At 66.2% G+C, this 24,646-nt stretch carries 26 protein-coding genes; 2 read left to right on the top strand and 24 right to left on the bottom strand.

From position 1 onward, the window contains the following. Positions 1 to 58 precede the first annotated feature (58 nt). From P4826_RS19065 to P4826_RS18960, 22 genes are all read right to left on the bottom strand, one after another. Entirely contained in the window at positions 59 to 1,111 is a 1,053-nt protein-coding gene (locus tag P4826_RS19065) for a 6-phosphofructokinase (protein WP_317703803.1), read from the bottom strand. Between the two features lie 2 nt (positions 1,112 to 1,113). Continuing rightward, a complete protein-coding gene (gene nagZ / locus P4826_RS19060; RefSeq protein WP_317701911.1) occupies positions 1,114 to 2,196 on the bottom strand; it encodes a beta-N-acetylhexosaminidase in 1,083 nt (360 codons plus the stop codon). Between the two features lie 66 nt (positions 2,197 to 2,262). Continuing rightward, the gene (gene acpS, locus P4826_RS19055; protein WP_317701910.1) at positions 2,263 to 2,655 is read right to left on the bottom strand and encodes a holo-ACP synthase; all 393 of its coding nucleotides are present in this window, start codon (positions 2,653 to 2,655) and stop codon (positions 2,263 to 2,265) included. Between the two features lie 34 nt (positions 2,656 to 2,689). Further along, positions 2,690 to 3,469, bottom strand: a complete 780-nt coding sequence (locus P4826_RS19050; protein ID WP_317701909.1) for a pyridoxine 5'-phosphate synthase — start codon at positions 3,467 to 3,469, stop codon at positions 2,690 to 2,692. Next, positions 3,466 to 4,251 (bottom strand): DNA repair protein RecO, encoded by a 786-nt coding sequence (recO, locus tag P4826_RS19045; RefSeq protein ID WP_317701908.1) that lies wholly within the window; start codon positions 4,249 to 4,251, stop codon positions 3,466 to 3,468. Before recO ends, P4826_RS19050 begins: the two co-directional genes overlap by 4 nt. Positions 4,252 to 4,354: 103 nt before the next feature. After that, the gene (gene era / locus P4826_RS19040; RefSeq protein ID WP_317701907.1) at positions 4,355 to 5,386 is read right to left on the bottom strand and encodes a GTPase Era; all 1,032 of its coding nucleotides are present in this window, start codon (positions 5,384 to 5,386) and stop codon (positions 4,355 to 4,357) included. Then, on the bottom strand, positions 5,383 to 6,069 hold the full coding sequence (gene rnc / locus P4826_RS19035) for a ribonuclease III (RefSeq protein ID WP_317701906.1): 687 nt from the start codon (positions 6,067 to 6,069) through the stop codon (positions 5,383 to 5,385). Before rnc ends, era begins: the two co-directional genes overlap by 4 nt. Beyond that, complete coding sequence (locus P4826_RS19030; protein ID WP_317701905.1) at positions 6,069 to 6,434, bottom strand: DUF4845 domain-containing protein; 366 nt, start codon at positions 6,432 to 6,434, stop codon at positions 6,069 to 6,071. The genes rnc and P4826_RS19030 overlap by 1 nt, the downstream gene beginning before the upstream one ends. Positions 6,435 to 6,461: 27 nt before the next feature. After that, a complete protein-coding gene (lepB, locus tag P4826_RS19025; protein ID WP_317701904.1) occupies positions 6,462 to 7,436 on the bottom strand; it encodes a signal peptidase I in 975 nt (324 codons plus the stop codon). Positions 7,437 to 7,440: 4 nt separating this feature from the next. Further along, entirely contained in the window at positions 7,441 to 9,249 is a 1,809-nt protein-coding gene (gene lepA, locus P4826_RS19020) for a translation elongation factor 4 (RefSeq protein ID WP_317701903.1), read from the bottom strand. 442 nt (positions 9,250 to 9,691) lie between these two features. Beyond that, positions 9,692 to 11,116, bottom strand: a complete 1,425-nt coding sequence (locus P4826_RS19015; protein WP_425605273.1) for a DegQ family serine endoprotease — start codon at positions 11,114 to 11,116, stop codon at positions 9,692 to 9,694. Between the two features lie 128 nt (positions 11,117 to 11,244). Beyond that, a complete protein-coding gene (locus P4826_RS19010; protein WP_317701901.1) occupies positions 11,245 to 11,880 on the bottom strand; it encodes a sigma-E factor negative regulatory protein in 636 nt (211 codons plus the stop codon). A 39-nt stretch (positions 11,881 to 11,919) separates the two neighbouring features. After that, positions 11,920 to 12,555 (bottom strand): RNA polymerase sigma factor RpoE, encoded by a 636-nt coding sequence (rpoE, locus tag P4826_RS19005; RefSeq protein WP_317701900.1) that lies wholly within the window; start codon positions 12,553 to 12,555, stop codon positions 11,920 to 11,922. Continuing rightward, complete coding sequence (locus P4826_RS19000; RefSeq protein WP_317701899.1) at positions 12,552 to 13,076, bottom strand: hypothetical protein; 525 nt, start codon at positions 13,074 to 13,076, stop codon at positions 12,552 to 12,554. The genes rpoE and P4826_RS19000 overlap by 4 nt, the downstream gene beginning before the upstream one ends. A 58-nt stretch (positions 13,077 to 13,134) precedes the next feature. After that, complete coding sequence (gene fabF, locus P4826_RS18995; RefSeq protein ID WP_317701898.1) at positions 13,135 to 14,379, bottom strand: beta-ketoacyl-ACP synthase II; 1,245 nt, start codon at positions 14,377 to 14,379, stop codon at positions 13,135 to 13,137. Positions 14,380 to 14,437: 58 nt separating this feature from the next. Then, positions 14,438 to 14,677 (bottom strand): acyl carrier protein, encoded by a 240-nt coding sequence (gene acpP, locus P4826_RS18990; RefSeq protein ID WP_003058049.1) that lies wholly within the window; start codon positions 14,675 to 14,677, stop codon positions 14,438 to 14,440. A 104-nt stretch (positions 14,678 to 14,781) separates the two neighbouring features. Next, positions 14,782 to 15,522, bottom strand: a complete 741-nt coding sequence (gene fabG, locus P4826_RS18985; protein WP_317701897.1) for a 3-oxoacyl-ACP reductase FabG — start codon at positions 15,520 to 15,522, stop codon at positions 14,782 to 14,784. Further along, complete coding sequence (gene fabD, locus P4826_RS18980; protein WP_317701896.1) at positions 15,519 to 16,472, bottom strand: ACP S-malonyltransferase; 954 nt, start codon at positions 16,470 to 16,472, stop codon at positions 15,519 to 15,521. Before fabD ends, fabG begins: the two co-directional genes overlap by 4 nt. Before the next feature lie 51 nt (positions 16,473 to 16,523). Next, complete coding sequence (locus tag P4826_RS18975; protein WP_317701895.1) at positions 16,524 to 17,504, bottom strand: beta-ketoacyl-ACP synthase III; 981 nt, start codon at positions 17,502 to 17,504, stop codon at positions 16,524 to 16,526. A gap of 20 nt (positions 17,505 to 17,524) precedes the next feature. Further along, on the bottom strand, positions 17,525 to 18,556 hold the full coding sequence (gene plsX, locus P4826_RS18970; RefSeq protein ID WP_317701894.1) for a phosphate acyltransferase PlsX: 1,032 nt from the start codon (positions 18,554 to 18,556) through the stop codon (positions 17,525 to 17,527). 111 nt (positions 18,557 to 18,667) lie between these two features. After that, positions 18,668 to 18,850, bottom strand: a complete 183-nt coding sequence (rpmF, locus tag P4826_RS18965; protein WP_011794326.1) for a 50S ribosomal protein L32 — start codon at positions 18,848 to 18,850, stop codon at positions 18,668 to 18,670. Positions 18,851 to 18,981: 131 nt separating this feature from the next. After that, entirely contained in the window at positions 18,982 to 19,536 is a 555-nt protein-coding gene (locus P4826_RS18960; protein ID WP_317701893.1) for a YceD family protein, read from the bottom strand. Positions 19,537 to 19,562: 26 nt separating this feature from the next. Between P4826_RS18960 and P4826_RS18955 the strand changes: the two genes are divergently transcribed. Both P4826_RS18955 and P4826_RS18950 read left to right on the top strand, forming a co-directional pair. Then, the gene (locus P4826_RS18955) at positions 19,563 to 20,162 is read left to right on the top strand and encodes a Maf family nucleotide pyrophosphatase (RefSeq protein ID WP_317701892.1); all 600 of its coding nucleotides are present in this window, start codon (positions 19,563 to 19,565) and stop codon (positions 20,160 to 20,162) included. Further along, the gene (locus tag P4826_RS18950; RefSeq protein ID WP_317701891.1) at positions 20,159 to 20,941 is read left to right on the top strand and encodes an SAM-dependent methyltransferase; all 783 of its coding nucleotides are present in this window, start codon (positions 20,159 to 20,161) and stop codon (positions 20,939 to 20,941) included. The genes P4826_RS18955 and P4826_RS18950 overlap by 4 nt, the downstream gene beginning before the upstream one ends. Positions 20,942 to 20,980: 39 nt before the next feature. On the opposite strand, the gene P4826_RS18945 is transcribed toward P4826_RS18950, so the two are convergent. Continuing rightward, positions 20,981 to 21,916, bottom strand: coding sequence for an SWIM zinc finger family protein (locus P4826_RS18945; RefSeq protein ID WP_317701890.1), 936 nt, complete (start codon positions 21,914 to 21,916; stop codon positions 20,981 to 20,983). Between the two features lie 5 nt (positions 21,917 to 21,921). Next, on the bottom strand, positions 21,922 to 24,609 hold the full coding sequence (locus tag P4826_RS18940) for a DEAD/DEAH box helicase (protein ID WP_317701889.1): 2,688 nt from the start codon (positions 24,607 to 24,609) through the stop codon (positions 21,922 to 21,924). Positions 24,610 to 24,646: the final 37 nt, after the last annotated feature.

The following is a 24,646-nucleotide window of genomic DNA, read 5'->3' as shown; positions in this document are numbered from 1 at the left end:
GCGCGGCCCTAATTTTTCACGCCCTACCGTGCTGCCTGGCAGGCCTCACGGCCTGGCCTCAATCGCCAAAACACACGCCAATATCGCGCGCCACGGTGATCAGCTCGTGCCCGGGGGGCACGGTGCGCTGGGTGTTGGCCACCTGGGCGATCTCCACGCTGCCTATGCCACCGTTTTGCAGCGTGACCATGCGGCCCAGCTGCCCGTCGATGACCAGCTGCGCCGCGTGGTGGCCAAAGCGCGTGGCCAGCACGCGGTCAAACGGCGTGGGGTCGCCACCGCGCTGCACATAGCCCAGCACCGTGGCGCGCACCTCGCTCTTCAGGTGCGGCTGCAGTTGCTGGCGCAGTACATGGCCCACGCCGCCCAGGCGCACCGGATCGGGGCTGCCGGCCACATGCTCGCGCACCGTCAGGGCGCCACCGCGCGGCTTGGCGCCCTCGCCTATGCAGATGATGGTGTAGCGCTGGCGCTGCTCGCGCTCGCGGCAGCGCTGGACTATGGCCTGCAGGTCGTAGTCGATCTCGGGCAGCAGGATGATGTCGGCCGCGCCGGCAATGCCCGCCTCCAGCGCCAGCCAGCCGGCGTGGCGGCCCATGGTCTCGACGATCATCACGCGGTGGTGGCTGTTGGCAGTGCTCTCCACGCGGTGCAATGCCTCGGTGGCCGTGGCCACCGCGGTGTCGAAGCCAAAGCTGCGCTCGCACAGCGCGATGTCGTTGTCTATGGTCTTGGGCACGCCCACGCAGGCCAGGCCCACCTGGCGCAGGCTGTGGGCCAGGCTCATGGTGCCGTCACCGCCTATGGCCACGACCACATCCAGGCCCAGGGCACGCACATTGCGCCCTACCTGGGCGAGCGTGGCCTCGTCCTTGAGCGGGTTGGCGCTGTTGCTGGTGCCCAGGATGGTGCCGCCCATGTGCAGGATGCCCGAGACCTGCGTCCACGCCAGCGGCAGCGTGCGCGGGGTCTGGCCCATCAGGCCCTCGAAGCCGTCGGCAATGCCCAGCACCTCGCAGTGGCCATGGTGGATCAGCGACTTGGTGACGGCGCGGATCACCGCGTTCAGGCCGGGGCAGTCGCCCCCGCCAGTCAGCACACCGACACGCATGTTCATGGCAGCAGATCGAGCGCGTGCATGTAGGCCGGCTGCACCATCAGGTCGTCCCAGGGCTGGGGCAGGGTCTCGGGCAGCAGGGCCAGGCGGCGCGCCTCGCTGGCGGCGCTGGCCTGCCAGCGGCCCTGCGCCTGGGCGGTGGCCAGGCCGGCTATCAGCTCGTCCACCCCGGCGCCGCCCTCCAGGCTCTGGTTGCACAGCAGCACCAGGTCGCAGCCGGCGTTCAGCGCGGCCACGCCGGCGTCGGTGTAGCTCACGACCTGTCCGTCCAGGCGGCGCGCGCCTTCCATGCTCAGGTCGTCGCTGAAGATGGCGCCGTCAAAGCGCAACCGGCCGCGCAGTATGTCCTGCAGCCACTTGGCCGAGAAGCCCGCCGGGCGAGCATCGATCTTGGGGTAGATGACATGTGCCGGCATGACGCTGGTGAGCACCGTGGACAGCCACGGATAGGGCGCGGCATCTTCGGCCAGGATGGCCTTGAGGCTGCGCCTGTCGATCGGAATCTCGGTGTGCGAATCCGCCTTGACGAAGCCGTGGCCGGGGAAATGCTTGCCGCAGTTGGCCATGCCCGCCTGCAGCAGGCCCTGCATCAGGGCGCGCGCCAGCATGGCGACGACGCGCGGGTCGCGGGCGAAGGCGCGGTCGCCAATCACGCCGCTCTCGCCCCAGTCCAAGTCCAGCACCGGGGTGAAGCTGAAATCGACGCCGCAGGCGCGCAGCTCGGCGCCCAGCACATAGCCGGCGGCCGTGGCCGCATCCATGGCGCGCAGGGCGCCGCTGCCCTGCCCTGCTTTGCCGTCATTCATCCACAGCTCGCCCAGGGCGCGCATGGGCGGGACATGCGTGAAGCCATCGGTGCGAAAACGCTGCACGCGCCCGCCCTCGTGATCGACACAGATCAACAGGTCATGGCGCACGGCCTTGATGGCGGCGGTGAGTTGCAGCAGCTGGGCCCTGTCCTGCCAGTTGCGCGCAAACAGGATGATGCCGCCGACGAGCGGGTGGGCCAGGCGGCGGCGGTCGGTGTCGCTCAGGCCGGTGCCGGCCACATCGATGATCAGGGGGGCGTGTTCAGTCATTCTCAAATTACTTCTGTTTTGATAGCTGTTTGCGCTTTATGGATAGGCGCTAGAGCCGTTTTTTGCTTAAATCTTCTCAACCACGCAGAAGCTCGCCGCGTAATCGCTCTCGTCGGTCACGCTCAGGTGGGCGCGCAGACCGCGCGCCTCAAACCATTGCTTGAGCGCGCCATGCAGCACGATCACCGGCTGGCCGGTGGGCAGGTTGGCCACCTCGCAATGGCGCCAGGTCATGGGCATGCGCATGCCGAGGCCTATGGCCTTGCTGAAGGCCTCCTTGGCGGAAAAGCGCGTGGCCAGGTAACGCAGGCCGCGCTCGGGCCAGCGGCTGCTGCGCTGGCGCCAGGCGGCCAGCTCGGCGTCGGCCAGCACCTTGGCGGCAAAGCGCTCGCCATGGCGCTCCACGCTGGCGCGTATGCGGCGCACGTCGCAGATGTCGGTGCCTATGCCGTAGATCATGTTGGGCGTTGGGCGTTGGGCGTTGGGCGAAGGCTTATCGCCGCTCGCTCAGGGCGCGTTCCGCCATGCCCTGGTCTATGCAGCGCTGATAGGCGGTGACGGTGTCGGCGTAGCCCAGCTCCAGCGCGTCGGCGATCAGCGCGTGGCCTATCGACACCTCCAGCACGCCTGGCACGGCGGCCAGGAAGTCCGCCAGGTTGTCCCGGTTCAGGTCATGGCCGGCGTTCACGCCCAGGCCGGCGGTGATGGCAGCCTGCGCCGCCAGGCGGTAGCGCGCCAGCTGATCCGAGCGCTGGGGCGTGGCCCAGGCGGCGGCGTAGGGCTCGGTGTACAGCTCCACGCGGTCGGCGCCGACGGCGCGGGCGGCGGCCATCTGCTCAGGGATCGGGTCCATGAACAGGCTCACGCGCACGCCCAGCTCGCGGCACTCCTGGATCAGCGGCTCCAGGCGCTCGGCGTCCTGGGGAAAGTTCCAGCCATGGTCACTGGTGAACTGGCCCACGCTGTCGGGCACGAAGGTGGCCTGATGCGGGCGCACCTGCCGGATGAATTCCATCAGGTTGTGCGTGGGGTTGCCCTCGATGTTGAACTCCGCCTCGGGCCACTGGCCGAGCAGCTCGGCCAGCTCGTACACGTCTTGCGCGCGGATATGACGCTCATCGGGCCGGGGGTGCACGGTGATGCCGTCGGCCCCCGCCTCCAGGCACAGCTGGGCGGCGCGCAGGACGCTGGGTATGCCCAGGTGGCGCGTGTTGCGCACCAGGGCGACCTTGTTGACATTGACCGAGAGGGCGGTGCGAGGGTGTGTGGTCATAGCGATTGCAAGTCCATCATGAGCTGGCGCGTGCGCAGCAAAGGGCTGCCGCAATGGTATTGCAGCAGCGCCCGCAATTGGGCCTTGAGCTCGGCCGCAGCGGCAAATCCACGGCCGGCAACAACGCGCAGCACGGCGCCATAGCTGGCCGCCCCATCCTCGTCCAGCGACCGCTGCAGCGCCTGCCACTGCGCGCCGGAGAGCGCCGCGCGGTCGTCCGGCGTGGCGGCGCGCAGGCCACCCTCGGCCAGCAGGGTGTAGCGCGATGCGTCGGCCAGCGGCGCCAGCGTGGCGGTCTCGGTGTCGAGCGCGGGCAGCAAGCCGATTTCGCGCAGCAGCAACAGCTCGAAGGCGCGCAGCACCGGCTCCAGCGCCTCGCCATGCTCGCCACTGCCCAGCACGCGCACCACGCCGGCGTACAGATCGAACAGCGGGGCATGGGTGTCCTCGCGCGCCAGCAGGCGCATCAGCAGCTCGTTCAGGTACAGGCCCGACAGCAGCGCATCGCCCACCGGCATGACATGGCCACCCACCCATTCCGCGCCCTTGAGCGCATGGATCTCGCCCTGCCCTACCTCGCCGCCCCAGGTCCAGCCCAGGCGCAGCGGCTGCAGCGGCAGCAGCACCGGGCGGAAGTTGGAGGTCGGCTTCTTCGCCCCCTTGGCGACCAGCGCCACGCGCCCATGGTGGCGCGTGAAGCATTCCAGGATCAGGCTGGACTCGCTCCAGTCATAGCTGTGCAGAATGAAGGCGGGCTCGTCGGCAATGCGGCGCGTGGCCATTTTTAGGGGGGGGTAAGTGGTGAGTGGTAAGTCGTGAGTGGTGAATGGGCGCGAGGCGAATCTGCCACTCACCACTCACCATTCACCACTTACTTCTCGCCAATCACTCATAGCCAAACGAGCGCACGCGGGCCTCGTCGTCGGCCCAGCCCGAGCGCACCTTGACCCAGACCTCCAGGAACACCTTGGCGTCCATGAGCTTTTCCAGCTCCTGGCGCGCCTCGGTGCTGATGCGCTTCAGGCGCTCGCCCTTCTCACCGATGATCATGGCCTTGTGGCTGTCGCGCTCGACCACGATGGTGGCCGCGATGCGCAGAAAGCGTTTGTGCTGCTTGCTCGCCTCTTCGTCGAACTTGTCGATGACCACGGTGGAGGTGTAGGGCAGCTCGTCGCCGGTGAAGCGAAACAGCTTTTCGCGCACCGTCTCGCTGGCCAGAAACTTCTCGCTGCGGTCGGTCAACTCGTCCTCGGCGTACCACCAGGCCTGCTCGGGCAGGTATTTTTCGCAGATGCCGTAGAGGCGCTCGATGTCGTCACGCTTCTTGGCCGACATGGGCACGAACTCGGCGAACGGGTGGCGCTCCTGCATGCTCTTGAGCCAGGGCGCGATGTCGGCGCGGCGGTGCACGGTGTCGAGCTTGTTGGCAATGAGCAGCGTGGGGATGCCGGGCTTGAACAGGCTCAAGACCTTGGCGTCGGCCAGGGTGAAGCTGCCGGCCTCGACGACGAACAGGATCAGATCCACGTCGCCGATCGCGCCGATCACGGTCTTGTTCAGCGATTTGTTCAGCGCCGTGCTGTGCCGGGTCTGAAAGCCGGGGGTATCGACAAACACGAACTGCGTGGCACCGCGCGTGCGTATGCCGGTGATGCGGTGGCGCGTGGTCTGCGCCTTGCGGCTGGTGATGCTGATCTTCTGGCCGACCAGGGCGTTCATCAGCGTCGACTTGCCCACGTTGGGCTTGCCGACGATGGCGATCAGGCCGCAGCGCTGACCGGCCGCGTCGGCTGGCGCGCCGGTGCCGGGGCGCGCGGCGGCCAGCATGGCCTCCAGGTCGTTCTGTTGGTTTTGGTCTATTTGGCCGCTGGCGCCCGACTCATGGGCGTCACCAGCTTCAGTATTCATAGCATTCATGCCTGTTTCACTTTCAGTTGGGCCAGCATGGCGCTGGCGGCGGCCTGCTCTGCCGCGCGGCGCGATGCGCCGCTGCCGCGCGCTGTCAGTTGCAGCTCGGCCACCAGGCACTCGACATGGAACACCTGGTTGTGCGCCGCGCCCGTGGTGTCTATCACCTGGTACTGCGGCAGCTTCATTTTGCGACCCTGCAGCCACTCCTGCAATGCGGTCTTGGCGTCCTTGGCGGCCTCCTGCAGGCGCGGGCTCAGCTCCACGCCCTCTAACAGGCGGTGCACCAGGGCCTCGGCCTGGTCGTAGCCCGCGTCCAGATAGACAGCGCCGATGATGGCCTCCAGCGCGTCGGCCAGGATGGACGGACGCAGCTTGCCGCCGGACTTGGACTCGCCCTCGCCCAGGCGCAGCACCTGGGGCAGCTGCAGGCGCATGGCAATGCGGTGGAGCGAGTCCTGCTTGACCAGCAGGGCACGCACGCGCGAGAGCTCACCCTCGGGCAGGCCCTGCATGCGCCTGAACAGCAGGCTGGAGACGGCCAGGTTCAGCACCGAGTCGCCAAGGAATTCCAGGCGTTCGTTGTGCTCTGAGGAGTAGCTGCGATGCGTGACGGCACGCTGCAGCAGCGAGGGGTCTGAGAACCGGTGCTGCAACCGATGCTGCAGCGCAGAGAGACTGTCGGCTGGCACTAATTCGTCGATTCTTGGAAGCGGTAGACCAGGTAGGCCGGCCCCGCCAGCGGGATCTCGCGCGAGTAGTTGAACGACACCACCACCTTGTCGTTGCGCTTGGTGATCTCCAGGTCCTTGCCGGAAATGGAATGGATGTCGTCAATCTGCGCCGCGCGGTCGAATGCGGCGCGGATCTCGGGCACCGTGTTGCCGTCGCGCGCGGCCTTGGCGGCCGCCTTCTTGATGTTGGCGTATTCGAGGAACACCGGCACCGACTGCCCGCCAATGGCAAATGCCGCCACGGCGATCAGGCCGACAAAGATCACGCCAATGAACGACAGCCCCCGTTGGCGCGCACGCGTTGCGCTGCGGTGCAAACCCATACCTGAATCTCCCTCTGTGTAGCTGGACTAGTTGAACGACCCGATGCGCTTGAGGTTGCCAAAATTCATCCACACGAAGAAGGCCTTGCCAACGATGTTCTCGTCGGGCACGAAGCCCCAGTAGCGCGAATCGAGCGAATTATCACGGTTGTCACCCATCAGGAAATAGTGGCCCTCGGGCACCTTGCAGGTGACGCCCTCCACGCTATATCGGCACTGATCGCGGAACTTGAAATTGCTCGCCCCCTGCACGAAGGCCGGGGCCTCGGGGCTGTTCAACAAACGGTGTTTGTGCGTGCCCAGTTGCTCCTCGAACTGGCGGAAGTAGCGCATGCTGTCCTGCTCGAAAAAGTCCGGCAGCGCCGTGGTCGGAACGGGTTGGCCGTTGACCGTGAGGCGCTTGTCCAGATACGCCACCTCGTCGCCGGGCAGGCCGACGACGCGCTTGATGTAGTCCATGCTCGGCTGGGGCGGGTAGCGGAACACCATCACATCGCCGCGCTGCACCGGATTGCCCTGCGTGATCTTGGTGTTGATCACCGGCAGGCGCAGGCCGTAGGTGAACTTGTTCACCAAAATCAGGTCGCCCACCAGCAGCGTGGGAATCATCGAGCCCGAGGGGATCTTGAAGGGCTCGAACAGGAAGGAGCGCAGCAGGAACACCACGGCAATCACCGGGAACAGGCCTGCCGTCCAATCCAGCCACCAGGGCTGCATGAGGATGCGGCCCTTGGCCTCGGCCACGTCGCCATCGACCTTCTTGATGCCCATGCGGTCAAGCTCGGCACGGCGCTGCGCCGCGGCATCCTCGATCGCCTGCGCCGCCTGGCGCCGCTGCGGCAGAAACACAATGCGTTCGGCCAGCCAGTAGGCGCCCGTGACCACGGTGGCCAGCAGCAGCAGCAGCGCGAAATTGCCCTCGATGGCGCCCATATACCAGGCGCCGATATAGCTCACAAACGCCGCGAGCACCGCGGCCGTGATGTATTGCATGGCTTGCACGCTGTCATTCCTCCACTTGCAGGATGGCCAGGAAGGCCTCCTGGGGCACTTCCACCGAGCCGATCTGCTTCATGCGCTTCTTGCCCGCCTTTTGCTTTTCCAGCAGCTTCCTCTTGCGCGTGATGTCGCCGCCATAGCACTTGGCGAGCACGTTCTTGCGCAGCGCCTTGATGGTCTCGCGCGCGATGATGTTGGCGCCGATCGCCGCCTGTATGGCCACATCGAACATCTGGCGGCTGATGATCTCGCGCATCTTCGCCGCCACGGCACGGCCGCGGTAGGCCGCCTGCGTGCGGTGCACGATGATGGACAGGGCATCGACCTTCTCGCCATTGAGCAGGATGTCCACCTTGACCACGTCCGAGGCGCGGTACTCCTTGAACTCGTAGTCCATCGACGCATAGCCACGCGACACCGACTTGAGCTTGTCGAAGAAGTCCAGCACGATCTCGCCCAGTGGCATCTCATAGGTCAGCATGACCTGGCGGCCGTGGTAGGCCATGTTCATCTGCACGCCGCGCTTCTGGTTGGCCAGCGTCATCACCGGCCCCACATAGTCCTGCGGCATGTACAGGTGCACCGTGACGATGGGCTCGCGCACCTCCTGGATACGGCCCTGCTCGGGCATCTTGGAGGGGTTTTCCACCTGGATCAGCTCGCCGTCGCCCTTGACCACTTCATACACCACGCTGGGTGCGGTGGTGATCAGGTCCTGGTCGAACTCGCGCTCCAGGCGCTCCTGCACGATCTCCATGTGCAACAGGCCCAGAAAGCCGCAGCGAAAACCAAAGCCCAGTGCCTGCGACACCTCAGGCTCGAAACGCAGCGAGGCATCGTTGAGCTGCAGCTTTTCCAGCGCATCGCGCAACTGGTCGTACTGGTTGGCCTCGGTGGGGTAGAGCCCGGCGAACACCTGGGGCTGGATCTCCTTGAAGCCGGGAAGTGCCTCGGTGGCGGGTCCGAGGTTGTTGGGCAGCTTTTTCTCCAGCGTGATGGTGTCACCCACCTTGGCAGCCTTCAGCTCCTTGATGCCGGCGATGATGAACCCGACCTCGCCCGCCTTGAGCGCATCGCGCTGCACGTTAGCGGGGGTGAAGACGCCAAGCTGGTTGGCCTCATAGGCGGCGCCGGTGGCCATCATCTTGAAGCGCTCGCCCTTCTTCAGTTCGCCATCGACGATACGCACCAGCATCACCACGCCCACGTAGCTGTCGAACCAGCTGTCGATGATCATGGCGCGCAGTGGCGCTTCGGGCTTGCCGCGCGGCGCCGGCACCTTGGCGACGATCTGCTCGAGCACATCGTCTATGCCCATGCCGGTCTTGGCCGAAATGGCTATTGCCTCACCCGCATCGATACCGATCACGTCCTCGATCTCGGCCTTGGCGTTGTCCGGGTCGGCCTGCGGCAGATCCATCTTGTTGAGCACGGGCAGGACTTCCACGCCCAGATCCAGCGCCGTGTAACAGTTGGCCACGGTCTGCGCCTCCACGCCCTGGGAGGCATCGACCACCAGCAGCGCCCCCTCGCAGGCCGACAGCGATCGGCTCACTTCGTAGGAAAAGTCCACATGGCCGGGCGTGTCGATCAGGTTCAGGTTGTAGACCTGTCCGTCGCGCGCCTTGTATGAGAGGGCAGCGGTCTGCGCCTTGATGGTGATGCCGCGCTCCTTCTCGATGTCCATCGAGTCGAGCACCTGGGCCTCCATCTCGCGCTCGGCAAGCCCGCCGCAGCGCTGGATGATGCGATCAGCAAGCGTGGACTTGCCGTGATCAATGTGCGCAATGATCGAAAAATTTCTGATGTGGTTCATCAACGGGATACGACAAATGATGGAATGGCAAGACCGTGGGCAAGAAAAAAGGGCGCGTCAGATAAGCGACGCGCCCTGAACCAACAATCTTTGGCAACTGCGATAGTTGGAGCCTCATTGTAGGCAAAAAGGCCCTTGGGGAAAGGCCGGCCAGCTAGCGGACAGGGTCGTTGCCATGCTGCAACGGAAACTTATCAACAGTTAATCCACAGATTGAGAGCGCCAGTTTTGGACAACATGTGCGCAAACTGTGGAGCACCTGTGATTGGCATCATGTGTTTTCACATGGTGACGCGGAGACCGCGAATATATATCGAACACCTCCGATTCAGGGCCGCCATTCTATCGAAATTCATGAATAGCACCTTCAGCCCCAGGGCACTGCCGGCGGCAAAAGCCCTACTGCAGGCTTCGGGATAGCGGCCGGGAAGCGCTCAATGGCTCAACGCGCGGGGCGGATCAGGCTGTACTGCGCCCATTCGCCACGACGCAGCAGCACGTTGATGGGCTTGCTCTTGTCCACCTTGGCCAGCGCGGCTTCGAAATCCTTCAGGCTGCGCACCTCGGTATTGGCCAGGGCCACGATGACATCGTCGGCGCGCAGGCCGGCACGTGCGGCGGCATCATCGGCCGAGACCACGCGCACGCCGCCCTTGATCTTCAGCTCCTTGGCCTGCGCCGGCGTCAGCTCCGCCACCACCAGGCCCAGCTGCTGTGCCGCCGTGGACGGCTTGGCCTTGCCCTCGGCATCGGCCGATTTGGCGGCTACCTTCTCATCGGGCTCGATCTCGGCAATGGTGATAGACAGATCCCGCATGGCGCCACGGCGGAACACGGTGATGCTGGCCTTGGTGCCCGGCTTGGTGTTGCCCACCAGGCGCGGCAGATCCGCCACCTTGTCCACGGCCTTGCCCTCATAGCGGGTAATGATGTCGCCCGCCTCGATGCCGGCCTTCTCTGCGGGCGAACCCACCTCCACGCCACGCACCAACGCCCCTTGTGGCTTGCCCAGGCCTATCGACTCGGCCACGTCCTTGGACACGGATTCGATCTGCACCCCGATGCGCCCACGGCTCACGCGGCCGCTGGTGCGCAGCTGTTCGCTCACGCGCATGGCCTCGTCCATCGGTATCGCGAACGAGATGCCCATGAAGCCGCCGGAGCGCGAATAGATCTGGCTGTTGATGCCGACGACCTCGCCGCGCATGTTGATCAACGGGCCACCGGAGTTGCCGGGGTTGATGGCCACATCGGTCTGGATGAAGGGCAGGTAGTCGCCCGTGTCACGCTGCTTGGCGCTGACGATGCCGGCCGTGACCGTGTTCTCCAGGCCAAAGGGCGAACCAATGGCCATGACCCACTCGCCGGCCTTCAGGCGACTCACGTCACCCACGCGCACGGCCGGCAGGCCGGTGGCGTCAATCTTCACCACCGCCACGTCGGTGCGTTTGTCGGCGCCGACGATCCTGGCCTTGAATTCGCGCTTGTCGGTCAGCGTCACCAGCACCTCATCGGCCCCCTCGACCACATGGGCGTTGGTCATCACATAGCCGTCGGGCGAGAGGATGAAGCCCGAACCCACGCCGCGCGGCTGCTCCTCGGGTTGCTGGCGTTGCGGCCCCTGCTGGCGTGGAATCTTGGGCATGGGAATGCCGAAGCGCTTGAAGAATTCCAGCATCTCCTCATCCATGCCATTCATCGACGGGCGGGCAGACACCTTCTCCGTGGTGCGGATGTTCACCACCGACGGCCCCACCTGTTCCACCAATTCGGTGAAGTCAGGCAAGCCGCGCAAGGGCGGCGCCGACTGGGCATGCACCGGCGCCGGGCTGACCAGCAGGCCGGCCGAGCCAACCACGGCAACCATCAGGGCCAAAGAACCGGACTTCAGCCGGCGTTTCCAATCCATGCTCGACATCATCGGCAGTTCCCTCCATATGCTTGTGTAGTGGCTGCGCCGCGCATCGCATTGCGCGCACAAAGAAACGGGCGGGTTCAACGCCTGGGCGCCTCAAAGGTGGCGTTGCGCAAGAACCCCGCCGGCATCTGCAACGCCGTGGTGTTGCCGTACTGCCTGTGCGCGGCCAGCAACTCGTCCAGGCGCGGGTCGCGGATCATCACCGGCGGCTGCTGCTCCCGGGGCTCCACAGCGGTAGCCACAAACGGCGGGGGCCAGTCTTCTGCGGCCGGCTGCTGGACTACCGCCAGCCGTGCCGCCTGGGGCGCTGCGCTACCGGACTGCCCCAGGTAGCCATTCCAGCCCACGGCGACCACCGCCGCAATCGACGCAAAACCGGCGGCAAGCTTCCAGCGGAACACCGAGGCATTGGCCGCCTCAGCTTGTCCCTGGGGGGCAGCGTGGGTCGCCACCGCGGCCGGGTTCACGCCATCGGGGCGAGGTTCCTGCGCCAGTTGCTCACGCAACCGGCCCACCAGCGCCGGATCGGCTGCATGCGTCACATGCGCCAGCGACGGGCTGCGCAGGGTGTCACCGATCAGGTGATACATGCGCCAGGTGGACTGGCCTTCTGCCGTGCCGGCATAGGCCACGGCACGGGCGAACTCCTCACCCTGCAACTCGCCGTCGGCCAGGGCCGACAGATGCTCACGCGTGATGTCCTTGTCGTTCATGGTGTCACCTGCCATTGCACGCAATCTGCGCCTCTTTCACTACCACCGTTTGCCGGTCTGCTTCTCCAGCAGCGGCTTGACCCTTGCCGATATGGCCTCACGGGCCCGGAAAATCCGCGAGCGCACGGTGCCTATGGGGCAGGACATGGCCACGGAAATTTCCTCGTAACTCAAACCCTCGATCTCCCGCAGTGTGACGGCCTGGCGCAAATCCTCGGGCAACGCCTCCATGGCGGCGTTGACCGCGGCTGCAACCTCCTGGGCGGCAAGCACGGTTTCGGGGGTTTCATCGCTGGTTAGTTCACGATCGAGCAGGGAAGTTTCATCGTCTTCATCCCCGCCCCCACGCAGGCTGCTTTCCGTGATCACCGGGTCGCGCTTGATGTCCAGCAGCGCCTTCTTGGCCGTGTTCACTGCAATGCGGTAAAGCCAGGTGTAGAACTGCGCCTCACCGCGGAACTGGTGCAGCGCACGATAGGCACGCAAAAAGGTTTCCTGCGTGATGTCCGGGATCAGATCCACGTCACGCACCATGCGCCCCACCAGACGCTCGATGCGGCGCTGGTACTTGATGACCAGCAACTCATAGGCACGCTGGTCGCCGGCAACCGTGCGCTCGACCAGCCGCAGATCGCTGTCGGCGGGCTCCTGGGATGCGGGCGAAGGTGCGGTCATGTCTGGGTGGGTGCTCCGTCGTTGCGCTGGCTTGGCATGCTGCCGGTTGTCTGGCCCAGATCTGGGGCCTGGGAGCGGGCCGGCGAATATACCGCACGCCGCAGCGCCAGCCATTGAACGGCGTCGCTGCGCCGCTCCAGCCACAGCCAGTTGCCCCGCCCTTGCAGCGCTCGCACCGAGAGCAGCATGCCCCATTGCAGATCCAGATGGACTTGCGGACTGCCTTGCACAGCCTGCGCCTGCCCGAGCCGGACGGAGTCAAGCACCCATTGGCCGCCATCCCACGTCAATTGACCCACCGGCATGCGCCACCACCAACGCCAGGCGACAGCGCAGCAAACGAGCCAAAGACCCAGGCCCGACGCGGCCTTGATCGCCAGGTCGGCCTGTGCCGTACCGAGCACCAGCCAGCCAAGCAAACTGGTCAGGCCGCAGCCGGCAACTGCCAGCAACAGCCAGCCAACCACCGCTGAACGGCCATGGGGATAGCGCACGGCGGGCGCATGCGATGGGGCCCGCATTGTCTAACCGCGTCCCTTCGGATCGTTCCTGGGCCAAGCAAGCGCTTGCCCACGGCAATCAGACGCGTTGGAATACCAGCGTGCCGTTGGTGCCGCCAAAGCCAAAGTTGTTCTTCACCGCGACATTCAGCTTCATGTCGCGCGCGGTGTTGGCGCAGTAATCCAGGTCGCACTCCGGATCCTGCTCAAAGATGTTGATCGTCGGCGGCACCTTCTGCTCGTGCAGCGCGAGCACGGTGAACACGCTCTCTATGCCGCCGGCACCACCGAGCAGATGGCCGGTCATCGACTTGGTGGAGCTCACCACCATCTTCCTGGCATGGTCGCCCAGCGCGGCCTTGATGGCATTGGTTTCGTTCAGATCGCCCAGCGGCGTGGATGTGCCATGGGCATTCAGGTAGTCCACCTGGTCGGCATTCAGGCCGGCATTGCGCAACGCCGCCTGCATGGCGCGGCGCGGGCCGTCCATGTTGGGTGCCGTCATGTGGCCGGCGTCGGCGCTCATGCCATAGCCGGTGACCTCGGCGTAGATGCGCGCGCCGCGTGCCTTGGCATGCTCGTATTCCTCGAGCACGAGCACGCCCGCGCCCTCGCCGAGCACGAAGCCGTCGCGGCCCTTGTCCCAGGGGCGGGACGCCGTCTGCGGATCGTCGTTGCGCGTGGACAGGGCGCGCATGGCAGCAAAACCGCCCACGCCCAGCGGAGACACGGTGGCCTCGGCGCCACCGGCCACGATCACGTCGGCATCGCCATACTCGATCTTGCGCGCCGCCTCGCCAATGCAGTGCAGGCCGGTCGTGCAGGCCGTCACCACGGAAAGATTGGGGCCCTTGAAGCCGAAACGCATGGACACATGGCCCGCCACCATGTTGATGATGGACGCCGGCACGAAGAACGGCGTGATGCGACGCGGGCCTCGATTGGTCAGCTCCGCGTGGGTGTTCTCGATCAGCGGCAGGCCACCTATCCCTGAGCCGATGATGCAGCCTATGCGCGTGGCCAGTTCTTCATCCAGTGCCTCTCCGGTAGGCAGGCCGGCGTCGCGCACCGCCTCCTGAGCCGCGGCAATGCCGAAATGGATGAAGCTGTCCATGGTGCGCGCATCCTTGGCGCTGATGTAGGACTCCAGGTCAAAACCCTTGACCTCGCCGGCAATCTTGCAGGCAAAGTTCGACGTGTCGAACTTGGTGATGAGGTCTATGCCGGACTTTCCGGCGAGGATATTGGCCCAGGAGTCCTGCACCGTGTTGCCCACGGGACTGACGCAACCCAGGCCGGTCACGACAACGCGACGACGGCTCATGCGTTAAACCTTTGCTGATCGAGTGCTGCGCCCCGCTGAACACCGGGGCCGCAGCGACTTAGGCCTTTTGGTGCGTGTTGGCGTAGTCGATGGCGTTTTGCACCGTGGTGATCTTTTCTGCGTCTTCGTCAGGGATTTCGATGCCGAATTCGTCTTCCAGTGCCATCACCAGTTCCACCGTGTCCAGCGAGTCGGCACCCAGATCAGCCACGAAGGCCTTTTCGTTGGTGACTTGAGACTCTTCCACGCCGAGTTGTTCGGCAATGATTTTTTTGACACGTGCTTCGATATCGCTCATAGTTTCCCTCGGGGGGTTGTGAATGAATCCGCGATTCTAGCCGCTTCGGGCAAAGACCCCTAGCTGGCTCGCCGCACGGACTATCCGGCGTTAATTTGGTTCAACTACATGTACATGCCGCCATTGACGTGCAATTCCTGCCCCGTCACATAGCCGGCACCGCTCGAAGCCAGATAGGCCACGGCATGTGCAATGTCGCTGGGCTGGCCCAGGTCACCCATGGCGATCTGAGCCTTGAGAGCCTTCTTCTGCTCTTCGGGCAGGTCGGCGGTCATGTCGGTGGCAATGAAGCCGGGGGCCACGCAGTTCACGGTGATGCCGCGGCTGCCCAGTTCGCGCGCCAGGGCGCGCGTCATGCCGGCCACGCCGGCCTTGGCCGCCGCGTAGTTGGCCTGGCCGGGGTTGCCCGAGGCGCCGACCACGCTGGTGATGCTGATGATGCGCCCGAAGCGCTGCTTCATCATCGGGCGGATGACCGCACGACTGACGCGGAACACCGCCTTGAGATTGGTGTCCAGCACGGCGTCCCAGTCCTCATCCTTCATGCGCATGGCCAGGGTGTCGCGCGTGATGCCGGCATTGTTCACCAGCACATGCAGGCCTCCATATTCCTTCACGATGGCATCCACCAGCGCATCCACGGCGGCACCGTCGGTCACGTTGAGCTTCACGCCCTTGCCGCCTTGGGGCCCCAGGGCCTGGCTGATGCGCGCCGCGCCATCGTCGGAGGTGGCCGTGCCGATCACGCGCAAGCCGCGTGCTGCCAGTTCAGTGGCAATGGCGGCGCCAATGCCGCGCGTGGCGCCGGTGACCAGCGCAATCTGGGGTTGGGTGGACTCGCTCATGCCAGCAATTCCTTGATTTCGGCCAGCGTGGCCGGGTCGTACAGAGGGGCGCCGACCAGCTCCGGGTCTATACGCTTGGTCATGCCGGCCAGCACCTTGCCAGGCCCGCATTCGATCACATGGGTGACGCCGCGCGCCTTCAGGGCCTGCACGCATTCGACCCAGCGCACAGGGCCGAAGGCCTGGCGGTACAGGGCATCGCGAATGGCATCAGGGTCCTGCTGCACGGCCACGTCCACGTTGTTCAGCACGGGAATCTGCGGCGCGGCCAGTTCCAGCGCGGCAAGCGCCACGCGCAGTTTTTCGGCTGCTGGCTTCATCAGGCTGGAGTGAAACGGCGCCGACACGGGCAACGGCAGGGCGCGCTTGGCGCCTGCCGCCTTGAGCAGCTCGCAGGCCTTGTCCACGCCGGCCTTGCTGCCGGCGATCACGGTCTGCGCCGGGTCGTTGAAGTTCACGGCCTCCACCACCTCGGGCGATCCGGCACCAAAGCCGGCCGTGGCCTCGGCGCAGCCAGCAATGACCTTGGCGGCATCCATGCCCAGAATGGCGGCCATGGCGCCCGCTCCCACGGGCACGGCCTCCTGCATGGCTGCGGCACGCAGGCGCACCAGGGGCGCGGCCTGCGACAGAGTCAACACGCCCGAAGCGACGAGCGCCGAATACTCACCCAACGAATGCCCGGCCACGAACGCAGGCAGCGCGCCGCCCTCGGCACGCCACACGCGCCAGGCGGCGACGCCGGCCACCAGCATCACCGGCTGGGTGTTGGTGGTCAGCGCCAGGGCCTCCTTGGGACCGGCGTGGATCAGCGCGCCGACATCCTCGCCCAATGCGTCGGAGGCCTCGCGCAGCGTCTCGGCCACCACAGGGTGCTCGCCCCAGGCGTCGAGCATGCCCACGGCCTGGGAGCCCTGGCCGGGAAAGACAAATGCAAAAGATTGAGCCATGGTTTATTCAGTAAAAAAGGCCTGTAACGCCCATAGAACAAGCGCAAACAGCTACATTTTAAGGAGTACCGCACCCCAGGTGAAACCACCGCCGACGCCCTCGAGCAGCACCGTCTGCCCCGGCTTGACCTGGCCCGCGCGCACGGCGTGATCCAGCGCCAGCGGGATCGAGGCCGCCGAGGTATTGCCATGCTCAGCCACCGTGACAACAACTTTGTCCATGGGCAGCTTCAACTTGCGCGCCGTGCTTTGCATGATGCGGATATTCGCCTGGTGCGGAATCAGCCAATCGATGTCGGCCTCCGTCAGGCCAGCCTTGTCCAGCGTGGCGCGGGCAGCCTTTTCAAGCACGCCCACGGCCAGCTTGAACACGGCCTGACCATCCATCTTGAGGAGCGGATCGCCCATTACCTCGCCGCCATAGACATTGCCGGGTACACACAGAATGCCCACATGGCTGCCGTCGGCGTGCAACTGGCTGGCCAGGATGCCCGGCTGGTCGGAAGCCTCCAGCACCACGGCGCCGGCGCCGTCGCCAAACAGCACGCAGGTGGTGCGGTCGTTGAAATCAAGGATGCGGCTGAACACCTCGGAGCCCACGACCAGCACGCGGTTGGCGGCACCGGACCGGATCATCGCGTCCGCCACCGTCAGCGCGTAGACAAAGCCGCTGCATACGGCCTGCACATCGAACACCGGGCAACCATTGGTAATGCCCAGCTTGTGCTGCAGGATGGCTGCGGTGGAGGGGAAAACCATGTCCGGCGTGGACGTGGCGACGATGATCAGATCGATGTCCTGCGCCTGGCGGCCGGCGGCCTCCAGTGCGCGCAGCGATGCCTGCAGCGCCAGGTCGCTGCTGCTCACGTCGCGTTCGGCGAAATGGCGCGCATGGATGCCCGTACGCTCCACGATCCATTCATCAGAGGTCTCTATGCCCTGCCCGGCCAGCTGGGCCACCAGGTCATCGTTGGTCACGCGGCGCGGCGGCAGATAGCTGCCGGTGCCGGCAATGCGGGAATAGCGTCTCATCAATAGGGGGCCGCCACCGTTCAGGATGCGCGCGGCTGGTCTGCCGTAGCCAGCAGGGGCGCCGCATGCGCAACCCGCGCACGGACGCGGTCTAGCAGGTTGTTGCGGGCCGCATCATACGCCCGGTTCAAAGCCTGCTCGAATGCCAGCACGTCGGCCGAGCCGTGGCTCTTGAACACCAGGCCGCGCAGGCCCAGCAAAGCGGCGCCGTTGTAACGGCGGTAATCCATGCGCCGCATCAGGGCGGACAGCACCGGATAGGCCACCGCCGCCGCCAGCTTGGTGAAGATATTGCGCTTGAACTCCTGCTTGAGCCCGCCAATGATCATCGCGGCCACGCCTTCGCTGGCCTTGAGCGCCACGTTGCCGACAAAGCCATCGCAGACCACAATGTCCACCGTGCCCTTGAAGATATCGTTGCCTTCGACGTTGCCGTGAAAGTTCAAATCACCGGCGCCGGCTGCCGAGCGCAGCAGCTCGCCCGCCCGCTTGATCTCCTCGCTGCCCTTGATGACTTCCTCACCGATATTGAGCAGGCCGACCAGCGGCTCCTCGCGTTCCTGCAGCACCGACACCAGGGCCGAGCCCATGACGGCGAACTGCAGCAAATGCTCGGCCGTGCAATCGACATTAGCGCCCAGATCCAGCACCGTGGTGGCGCCGCCCTGGGCATTGGGCATCTGCGTGGCAATGGCCGGGCGGTCAATGCCGTCCAGGGTCTTGAGCAGGTAGCGTGCAATGGCCATCAGCGCGCCGGTGTTGCCAGCCGACACCGCAGCCTGCGCCGCACCGTCCTTGACCTGCTGGATGGCCACGCGCATCGACGAATCCTTCTTGCGGCGCAGGGCCACCTCGACCGGATCATCCATGGCCACGACCTCCGAGGCCGCGACCACCGAGGCGCGCTCATGCGTGAACGCCTGCAGGCTTGCGGGTTGCCCGACCAGCAGCAGGCGCGCCTCGGGGTGTTTGTCCAGAAACTGGCGACACGCGACAAGCGTGACACCGGGGCCGTGGTCGCCCCCCATGCAATCAACAGCCAGAGTGGTCATCGGCGGAGAATCAATCCGTCAGGTGGTCTGAAAATCTTGGCGCGAGCCAAAATAACAAAGGCCCGCGCTACTTAAATTGTAGCAACGGGCCCGAGATTGCGCAGTCTGCTATCAGGCTTCAGACTTGTTCTTCAGCACCTGGCGACCACGATAGAAACCGTTGGGGCTGATGTGGTGACGCAGATGGGTTTCGCCGGTGGTGGGTTCCACGGCAATGCCGGGCACCGTCAGGGCGTTGTGCGAACGGTGCATGCCGCGCTTGGAAGGGGACTTCTTGTTTTGCTGAACAGCCATGATTGGCTCCTAGGGTCTTGCAGGGGTTGGTAAAAAACGCGATCAGCCCATTGAAGACACGAGGGGGTTTCGCGCGAAGCCTGCCATTATATGCCAAATGCGTTTGTACCCTGCCTTGCGCCAGACTGGAGTCACTCCGCTGGCGGCTTGTCCTTGTGCAAACCGGCCAGGGCCGCGAAGGGATTGGGCTTTTGCGCATTGGCCTGCTCGAAGTCCTCGTCGCTCGATGCCAGCTTCACCGCCGACGGGCATCGCTTGTGCCGCGGCACCACGGGCAAGACCATGATGAGTTCGTCTTCTATGAGTTCGTGCAGGTTGAACTCACGGCTCAGCACCAGCAGGTCTTCTTCACTCTCGCTGTCCAGAGCCTCGGCCGTGGCCTCGTCGGCCACGAAACGGAACTCGCGCTCCACTTCCAGCGGCACGTCCACCGGGTGCAGGCAGCGCTGGCAGATCAGGGGCAGGCTGGCGCTGGCCTTCAGGCGCAGCCAGACCTGGCCGTCCATGCCATGGGTGGTGCGCAACTCGCCGTCGGCCATCCAGTCCACGCGCAGGTCGGGATGCAGGCCCTTGCCCTCTTCGGCCAGGCGCTTGTACTTGAGCAGGGTGTCATGACCGGACAGGTGGCCGCCGGCCTTCGCAAAGGCCTTGACGTCCAGCCGGTCGGGAGAATGTTCCTTGGTCATGGCAGGCAGTGTAAGAGAATCGGAACATGCTGCAATCCCCTCCCCCGCCCTGCAACCTGGTATTGGGATCGACCTCGCGCTACCGGCGTGACCTGCTGGGCCGCCTGGGCCTGCCCTTCGAGGTGGCCGCCCCCGCGGTCGATGAAACCCCGCTGCCTGAAGAGTCACCGCACGCCCTGGCGCTGCGCCTGGCGTTGGCCAAGGCCAGGGCCGTTGCGGCACTGCGGCCCGAGGCCATCGTGATCGGCTCGGATCAGGTGGCCGACCTCGGCGGCCAGCCCCTGGGCAAGCCCGGCAACCACGAGCGCGCCACGGCCCAGTTGCGCCGCATGAGCGGCCAGACCGTGATCTTCCAGACCGCCGTGGCCGTGGTCTGCCAGGCCATGGGTTTCGAGCAGGTGGATCTGGCGCCGGTGCAGGTGCGCTTTCGCTCCTTGGACGACGCCGAGATCGAACGCTATCTGCGCGCCGAGCAGCCCTACGACTGCGCCGGCAGCGCCAAGAGCGAGGGCCTGGGCATCAGCCTGCTAGACGCCATAGACAGCGACGACCCCACGGCCCTGATCGGCCTGCCGCTGATACGCACCTGCCGCATGCTGCGCGCCGCCGGGCTGGTGCTGCCATGAGCGCGCCCAAGATCGGCACGCTGTACCTGGTACCCGCCCCGCTGGACTTTGGCTGCGACGCCGAAGTGGCGCTGACCGAGGTGCTGCCGGACGGCACGCTGCGCCAGGCGGCGCAGCTCACCCACTGGATCTGCGAGAACGCCAAGAGCTGCCGCGCCTACTTGAAGCGCATTGCCGACCTGCACCCGCTGGCCCTGCCCCTGCAGCAGCAGCAGATCACCGAGCTGCCGCGCGAGGTGCACAAGAAGGGCGACCATGGCGCCAAGGGGAGCGCCAGCTTTGATGCCAGGGCGCTGCTCGCCCCCCTGCTGGCGGGGCAGGACATGGGCCTGGCAAGCGAGGCCGGCATGCCCGCCGTGGCCGACCCGGGCAGCTCGGTGGTGCGCGCCGCGCACGAGCTGGGCGCGCGCGTGGTGCCGCTGGTGGGCCCGGTGTCGCTGCTCCTGGCGTTGGCGGCCAGCGGCCTGAACGGCCAAAACTTCGCCTTTGTCGGCTATCTGCCCCAGGACGCAGCCGAGCGCGCCCAGCGCCTGCGCCAGCTCGAAACCCTGGCGCTCAAGAGCGGACAGGCGCAACTGTTCATAGAGACGCCCTACCGCAACGCCGCGCTGTGGCAGGCGCTGCTGCAGCATCTACAGCCCGGAACGCGCCTGGCCACCGCCGCCGGCCTGACGCTGGCGCAGGCACAGGTGCAAAGCCGCAGCGTGGCGCAATGGCGCGCGCTGAACCCGGCGCCGCCCGACAAGCACGTACCGGTAGTGTTTGCCCTGGGGCAATGAGGTCTGGCCACCTGGCGGAACCGGTGCGGCCAGCCACTGCTACAAGGCGCTGACCTTCTTCGCCGCGGGCTTGCCGGTCGCGGCCTTCTTGGCTACAGCCTTCTTTGCGGCAGGCAGCGCAGCCTTCTTGGCAACAGCCTTCTTGGCTGCGGGCTTTTTCACGGCGGCCTTCCTGGCTGCTGGCGCCGCGGCCTTTTCCACCACGGCCTTTTTGGCGCGCTTGGCAGACATGGGCTTATCGGTTGTTGCCTCGGCCGGCGCATCCGCCACGGCCATATCCAAGCCAAACACATCGGCCAGCGTCGCGTCGGCCAGCATCCTGGCCTTGGCCGGCTTTTTCGCCCGGGCGGGGGACACGGCGGCCTGGGCCGTGAGCAGGTCGCCCGCGTCCACCTGGCGCAGCGTGAACAGCAGCTGCGGCTCTTCATCCAGACGCGTACCCACGCCATAGAGCGTGGCCGCCACATGCTTGCACATGCCTGCCCAGTCGGGACAGGAGCAAGCCATCTTGATCTGGCGCGGCGCCGGAAACATGCCCGTTTGCGGCTTGCACATGCGCTCCATCACCGCCTGCGACAGCTTGCCCTGCAGCAGCTCGACCAGCGTGGCAATGGAGCCCGTGCAGTCCTGCACCAGCGCCTGCCACTGCGCCTTGGGCAGTGCCGTGATGTCGATCACGATCTGGTACAGCTCTGAACCCGTGACCCTGGCCGTGATCTTGCCGGGCTGGATCTGCAGGTCCACCACCGAGCCATTGCGCACATAGGTGCGGCCGCGTGGCAGGCGGTTTTCAAAGTCGCTGTAGGCCTCCAGGTTGTCGCACCAGGCCTTGCCCCAGAAGGTCTTGGCGATGCTGCGCCCCTGCACCGTCACGGGGCTCCAGGCGTGCCCCGCCTTGGCGGCCTTTTTCGCCGCCTTGTCCGCCTGCGCCCGACGCGCGGCCACGCTGACATACGGTTTGTAGTCCCAGCCCATGATGGTTACACCCCTGCCGCATTGATGTCGAGTTTCACCAGATCCATGAGCGCGGCGTCGCTCATTTCGGTGAGGTTGATTTCGCCGCCGCCCTCCACCACATCCTGCACCAGCTGTTGCTTGGCCTGGATCAGCGCGTCGATGCGCTCTTCTATGGTGCCCCTGGTAATGAATTTGTGTACCAGCACGTTGCGGTGCTGGCCGATGCGGTAGGCGCGGTCGGTGGCCTGGTTCTCTACGGCCGGGTTCCACCAGCGGTCGAAGTGCACCACATGCGAGGCGGCGGTCAGATTCAGCCCGGAGCCGCCTGCCTTGATGGAGAGCACGAAGAACGGCAGCTGCTCGTCCTGCTGGAAGCGCTTGACGAGCTCGCGCCGCCGCGCCACGGGCGTGCCGCCATGCAGCACCAGGCCCTCGCGCCCAAACACGCCGCCCAGGAACGCCGCCAGCGGCGCCGTGGTTTCCTGGAACTGGGTGAACACCAGCATCTTCTCCTGCCGCGCGGCCACGGTCTCGGCGATCTCACGCAGGCGCGCAAACTTGCCACTGGCCTCGGGCGCCCAGGCGCCGTCGCCCAGCCATTGCGAGGGATGGTTGCAGATTTGCTTCAATCGCATCAAGAACGAGAGCACCAGGCCCTTGCGCTCCATGCCCTCGGACTTGTCCAGCGCCTGCTCCAGGGCCTTGACGGCCTGCTGGTAATGCGTGACCTGCACGGCGCTCAGGCTGCACCAGGCAGAGACCTCGGTCTTGTCGGGCAGGTCGGCAATGATCCGCTTGTCGCTCTTCAGGCGCCGCAGTATGTAGGGCGCCACCAGGCTGCGCAGCGGCGCGTACTGGCCGGTTTCGCCCAGGCGCTTGGCAAAGTGGGCAAACACGCGCTCGCTGCCCAGCAGGCCGGGATGGGTGAAGTCGAAGATGGACCACAGGTCAGACAGGCGGTTTTCCACCGGCGTGCCGGTGAGGGCGATGCGCGTGCCGGCCTGCAGTTTCTTGACCGCGCGGGTCTGCTGCGCCGCCGGGTTCTTGATGGCCTGCGCCTCGTCGATCACCGCCAGGCGCCAGCGCTGCGCGGCCAGGGCCGGGGTGCGTGACAGCTGGCCGTAGGTGGTAATGACCAGGTCGTGAGCCGCCAGCGCATCGGCATCGAGCGCCTGCAGCTCGGCGCGCGCCATGGCCGACGGATGGGCCAGCAGGCAGCGCAGGCTGGGGGCGAAGCGCTCGGCCTCCTGCTGCCAGTTGGCCAGCAGCGAGGCCGGCGCCACCAGCAGGCTGGGGCCGGCATGCGGCGCGGTCTTCTTCAGCACCAGCAAGAGCGCCAACACCTGTATGGTCTTGCCCAGGCCCATGTCGTCGGCCAGGCAGGCGCCCAGCCCCAAGCGCGTCAAAAAGTGCAGCCAGCGCAGGCCCTCCTGCTGATAGGGACGCAGCTGGGCATGCAGCAGCGGGCCGGGATCGATGGCGGCCAGGGCAGCAGGATCGCGCAGGCCGCGCAGCGCCTCGGCCAGCCAGGGGCCGGCGCTGATGGCGCTCCAGTCGGGGTCGGGTGCGTCCTGGCCAAGCGTGGCGCCCGAGAGCAGGCGCATGGCCTGCGCCAGCGGCATGCCGCCCTCGGCCTCCTGCTCCAGCTGGCGAAAGCGCTCCAGCAGGCCGGACAGGCGCCGCGCGTCCACCTGCACCCACTGGCCGCGTATCCACTGCAGGCCATCGGCGCTGCCCAGCAGTTTGCGCACCTCATCGGGCGTGAGCGGCTCGCCGTCCAGGCTCACGTCCATGCGGAAGTCGAGCATAGCGTCCAGACCCACGCCGCCCGCAATCTGGCTGCCCAGCGCGGCGCGCACCATGGGCCGCGCGGGGCGGCCGCTGCGCCACTGGGCCGGCATGCGCACCACGATGCCGGCGGCCTCCATGCGCGGCAGATCCTGCAGAAAGCGCAGCGCGTCCGCCACCTCCCAGCGCAGCGGGTGGTAGATCTCGCCGGCCTGCACCATCTCGGCGATCCATGCGCAGTCTGCGGCGGCGCACTGCACCGGCAGCAGCAGCGACAGCAGCTGCGCCTTCTGGCGCGTGCCGGAAAATTCTTTCAGCGCCTGCGCCAGCGGCACATGCTGGGCCTTGCCATGGGCCGACAGGCGCGTGGTGTAGGTGGCCAAAAAGGCAAACGGGGCCTCGGGATCCTTGCGGTTTTCCGCCAGGTTGAAGTGCACGCGGCCGACCAGGTTCCAGGCCGGGTACTGGGCCTTGAGGTATTCGCCCAGGGGCAGCCCGGCCGCCGCGCAGGCCGCGTGCAACGCTGCCTCGATCTCGCCCCACAGTGCCGCCAGGGCGTCCGCGCTCAGGTATTCGGCGCCGGTCATGGGCGGCGCGTTCAGCACCAGCGCCTGCAGGGCCGTCGCATCGGGCGCGGGCACGCGGGGCAGGTCCGGCGCATCGCCCTGCTGCGCGGTGCACAGGGCCGTGAAGTAGCGCGTGGCCAGATCCCGCCAATAGGCCCAGACCGGCGGCAGGGCCGCCGTGACGCAGGCGCCGCCCAGCTGCAGCAGACCTGGCCCCGCGCCCGCGGCAAATGCAGCGGCAATGGGCTCGTGCAAGCCCTCGGGCAGGGCCGCTGCGTCAGGATCGGGCAAGCATGACAGATGGCCCGCGGGAGACAGGGACAGGGTCAGCGCACGCATGGCGGTTGCGGTGTTCATGCACAAATGCGCGCGGCAGGCAAGTTATATATGATGA

The sequence above is a fragment of the Diaphorobacter limosus genome (genome assembly GCF_033100095.1).
Classification (GTDB): Bacteria; Pseudomonadota; Gammaproteobacteria; order Burkholderiales; family Burkholderiaceae_C; genus Alicycliphilus; species Alicycliphilus limosus.
The sequence above is the reverse complement of the archived record's forward strand: the minus strand, read 5'-3'. Positions and strand labels throughout refer to the sequence as shown.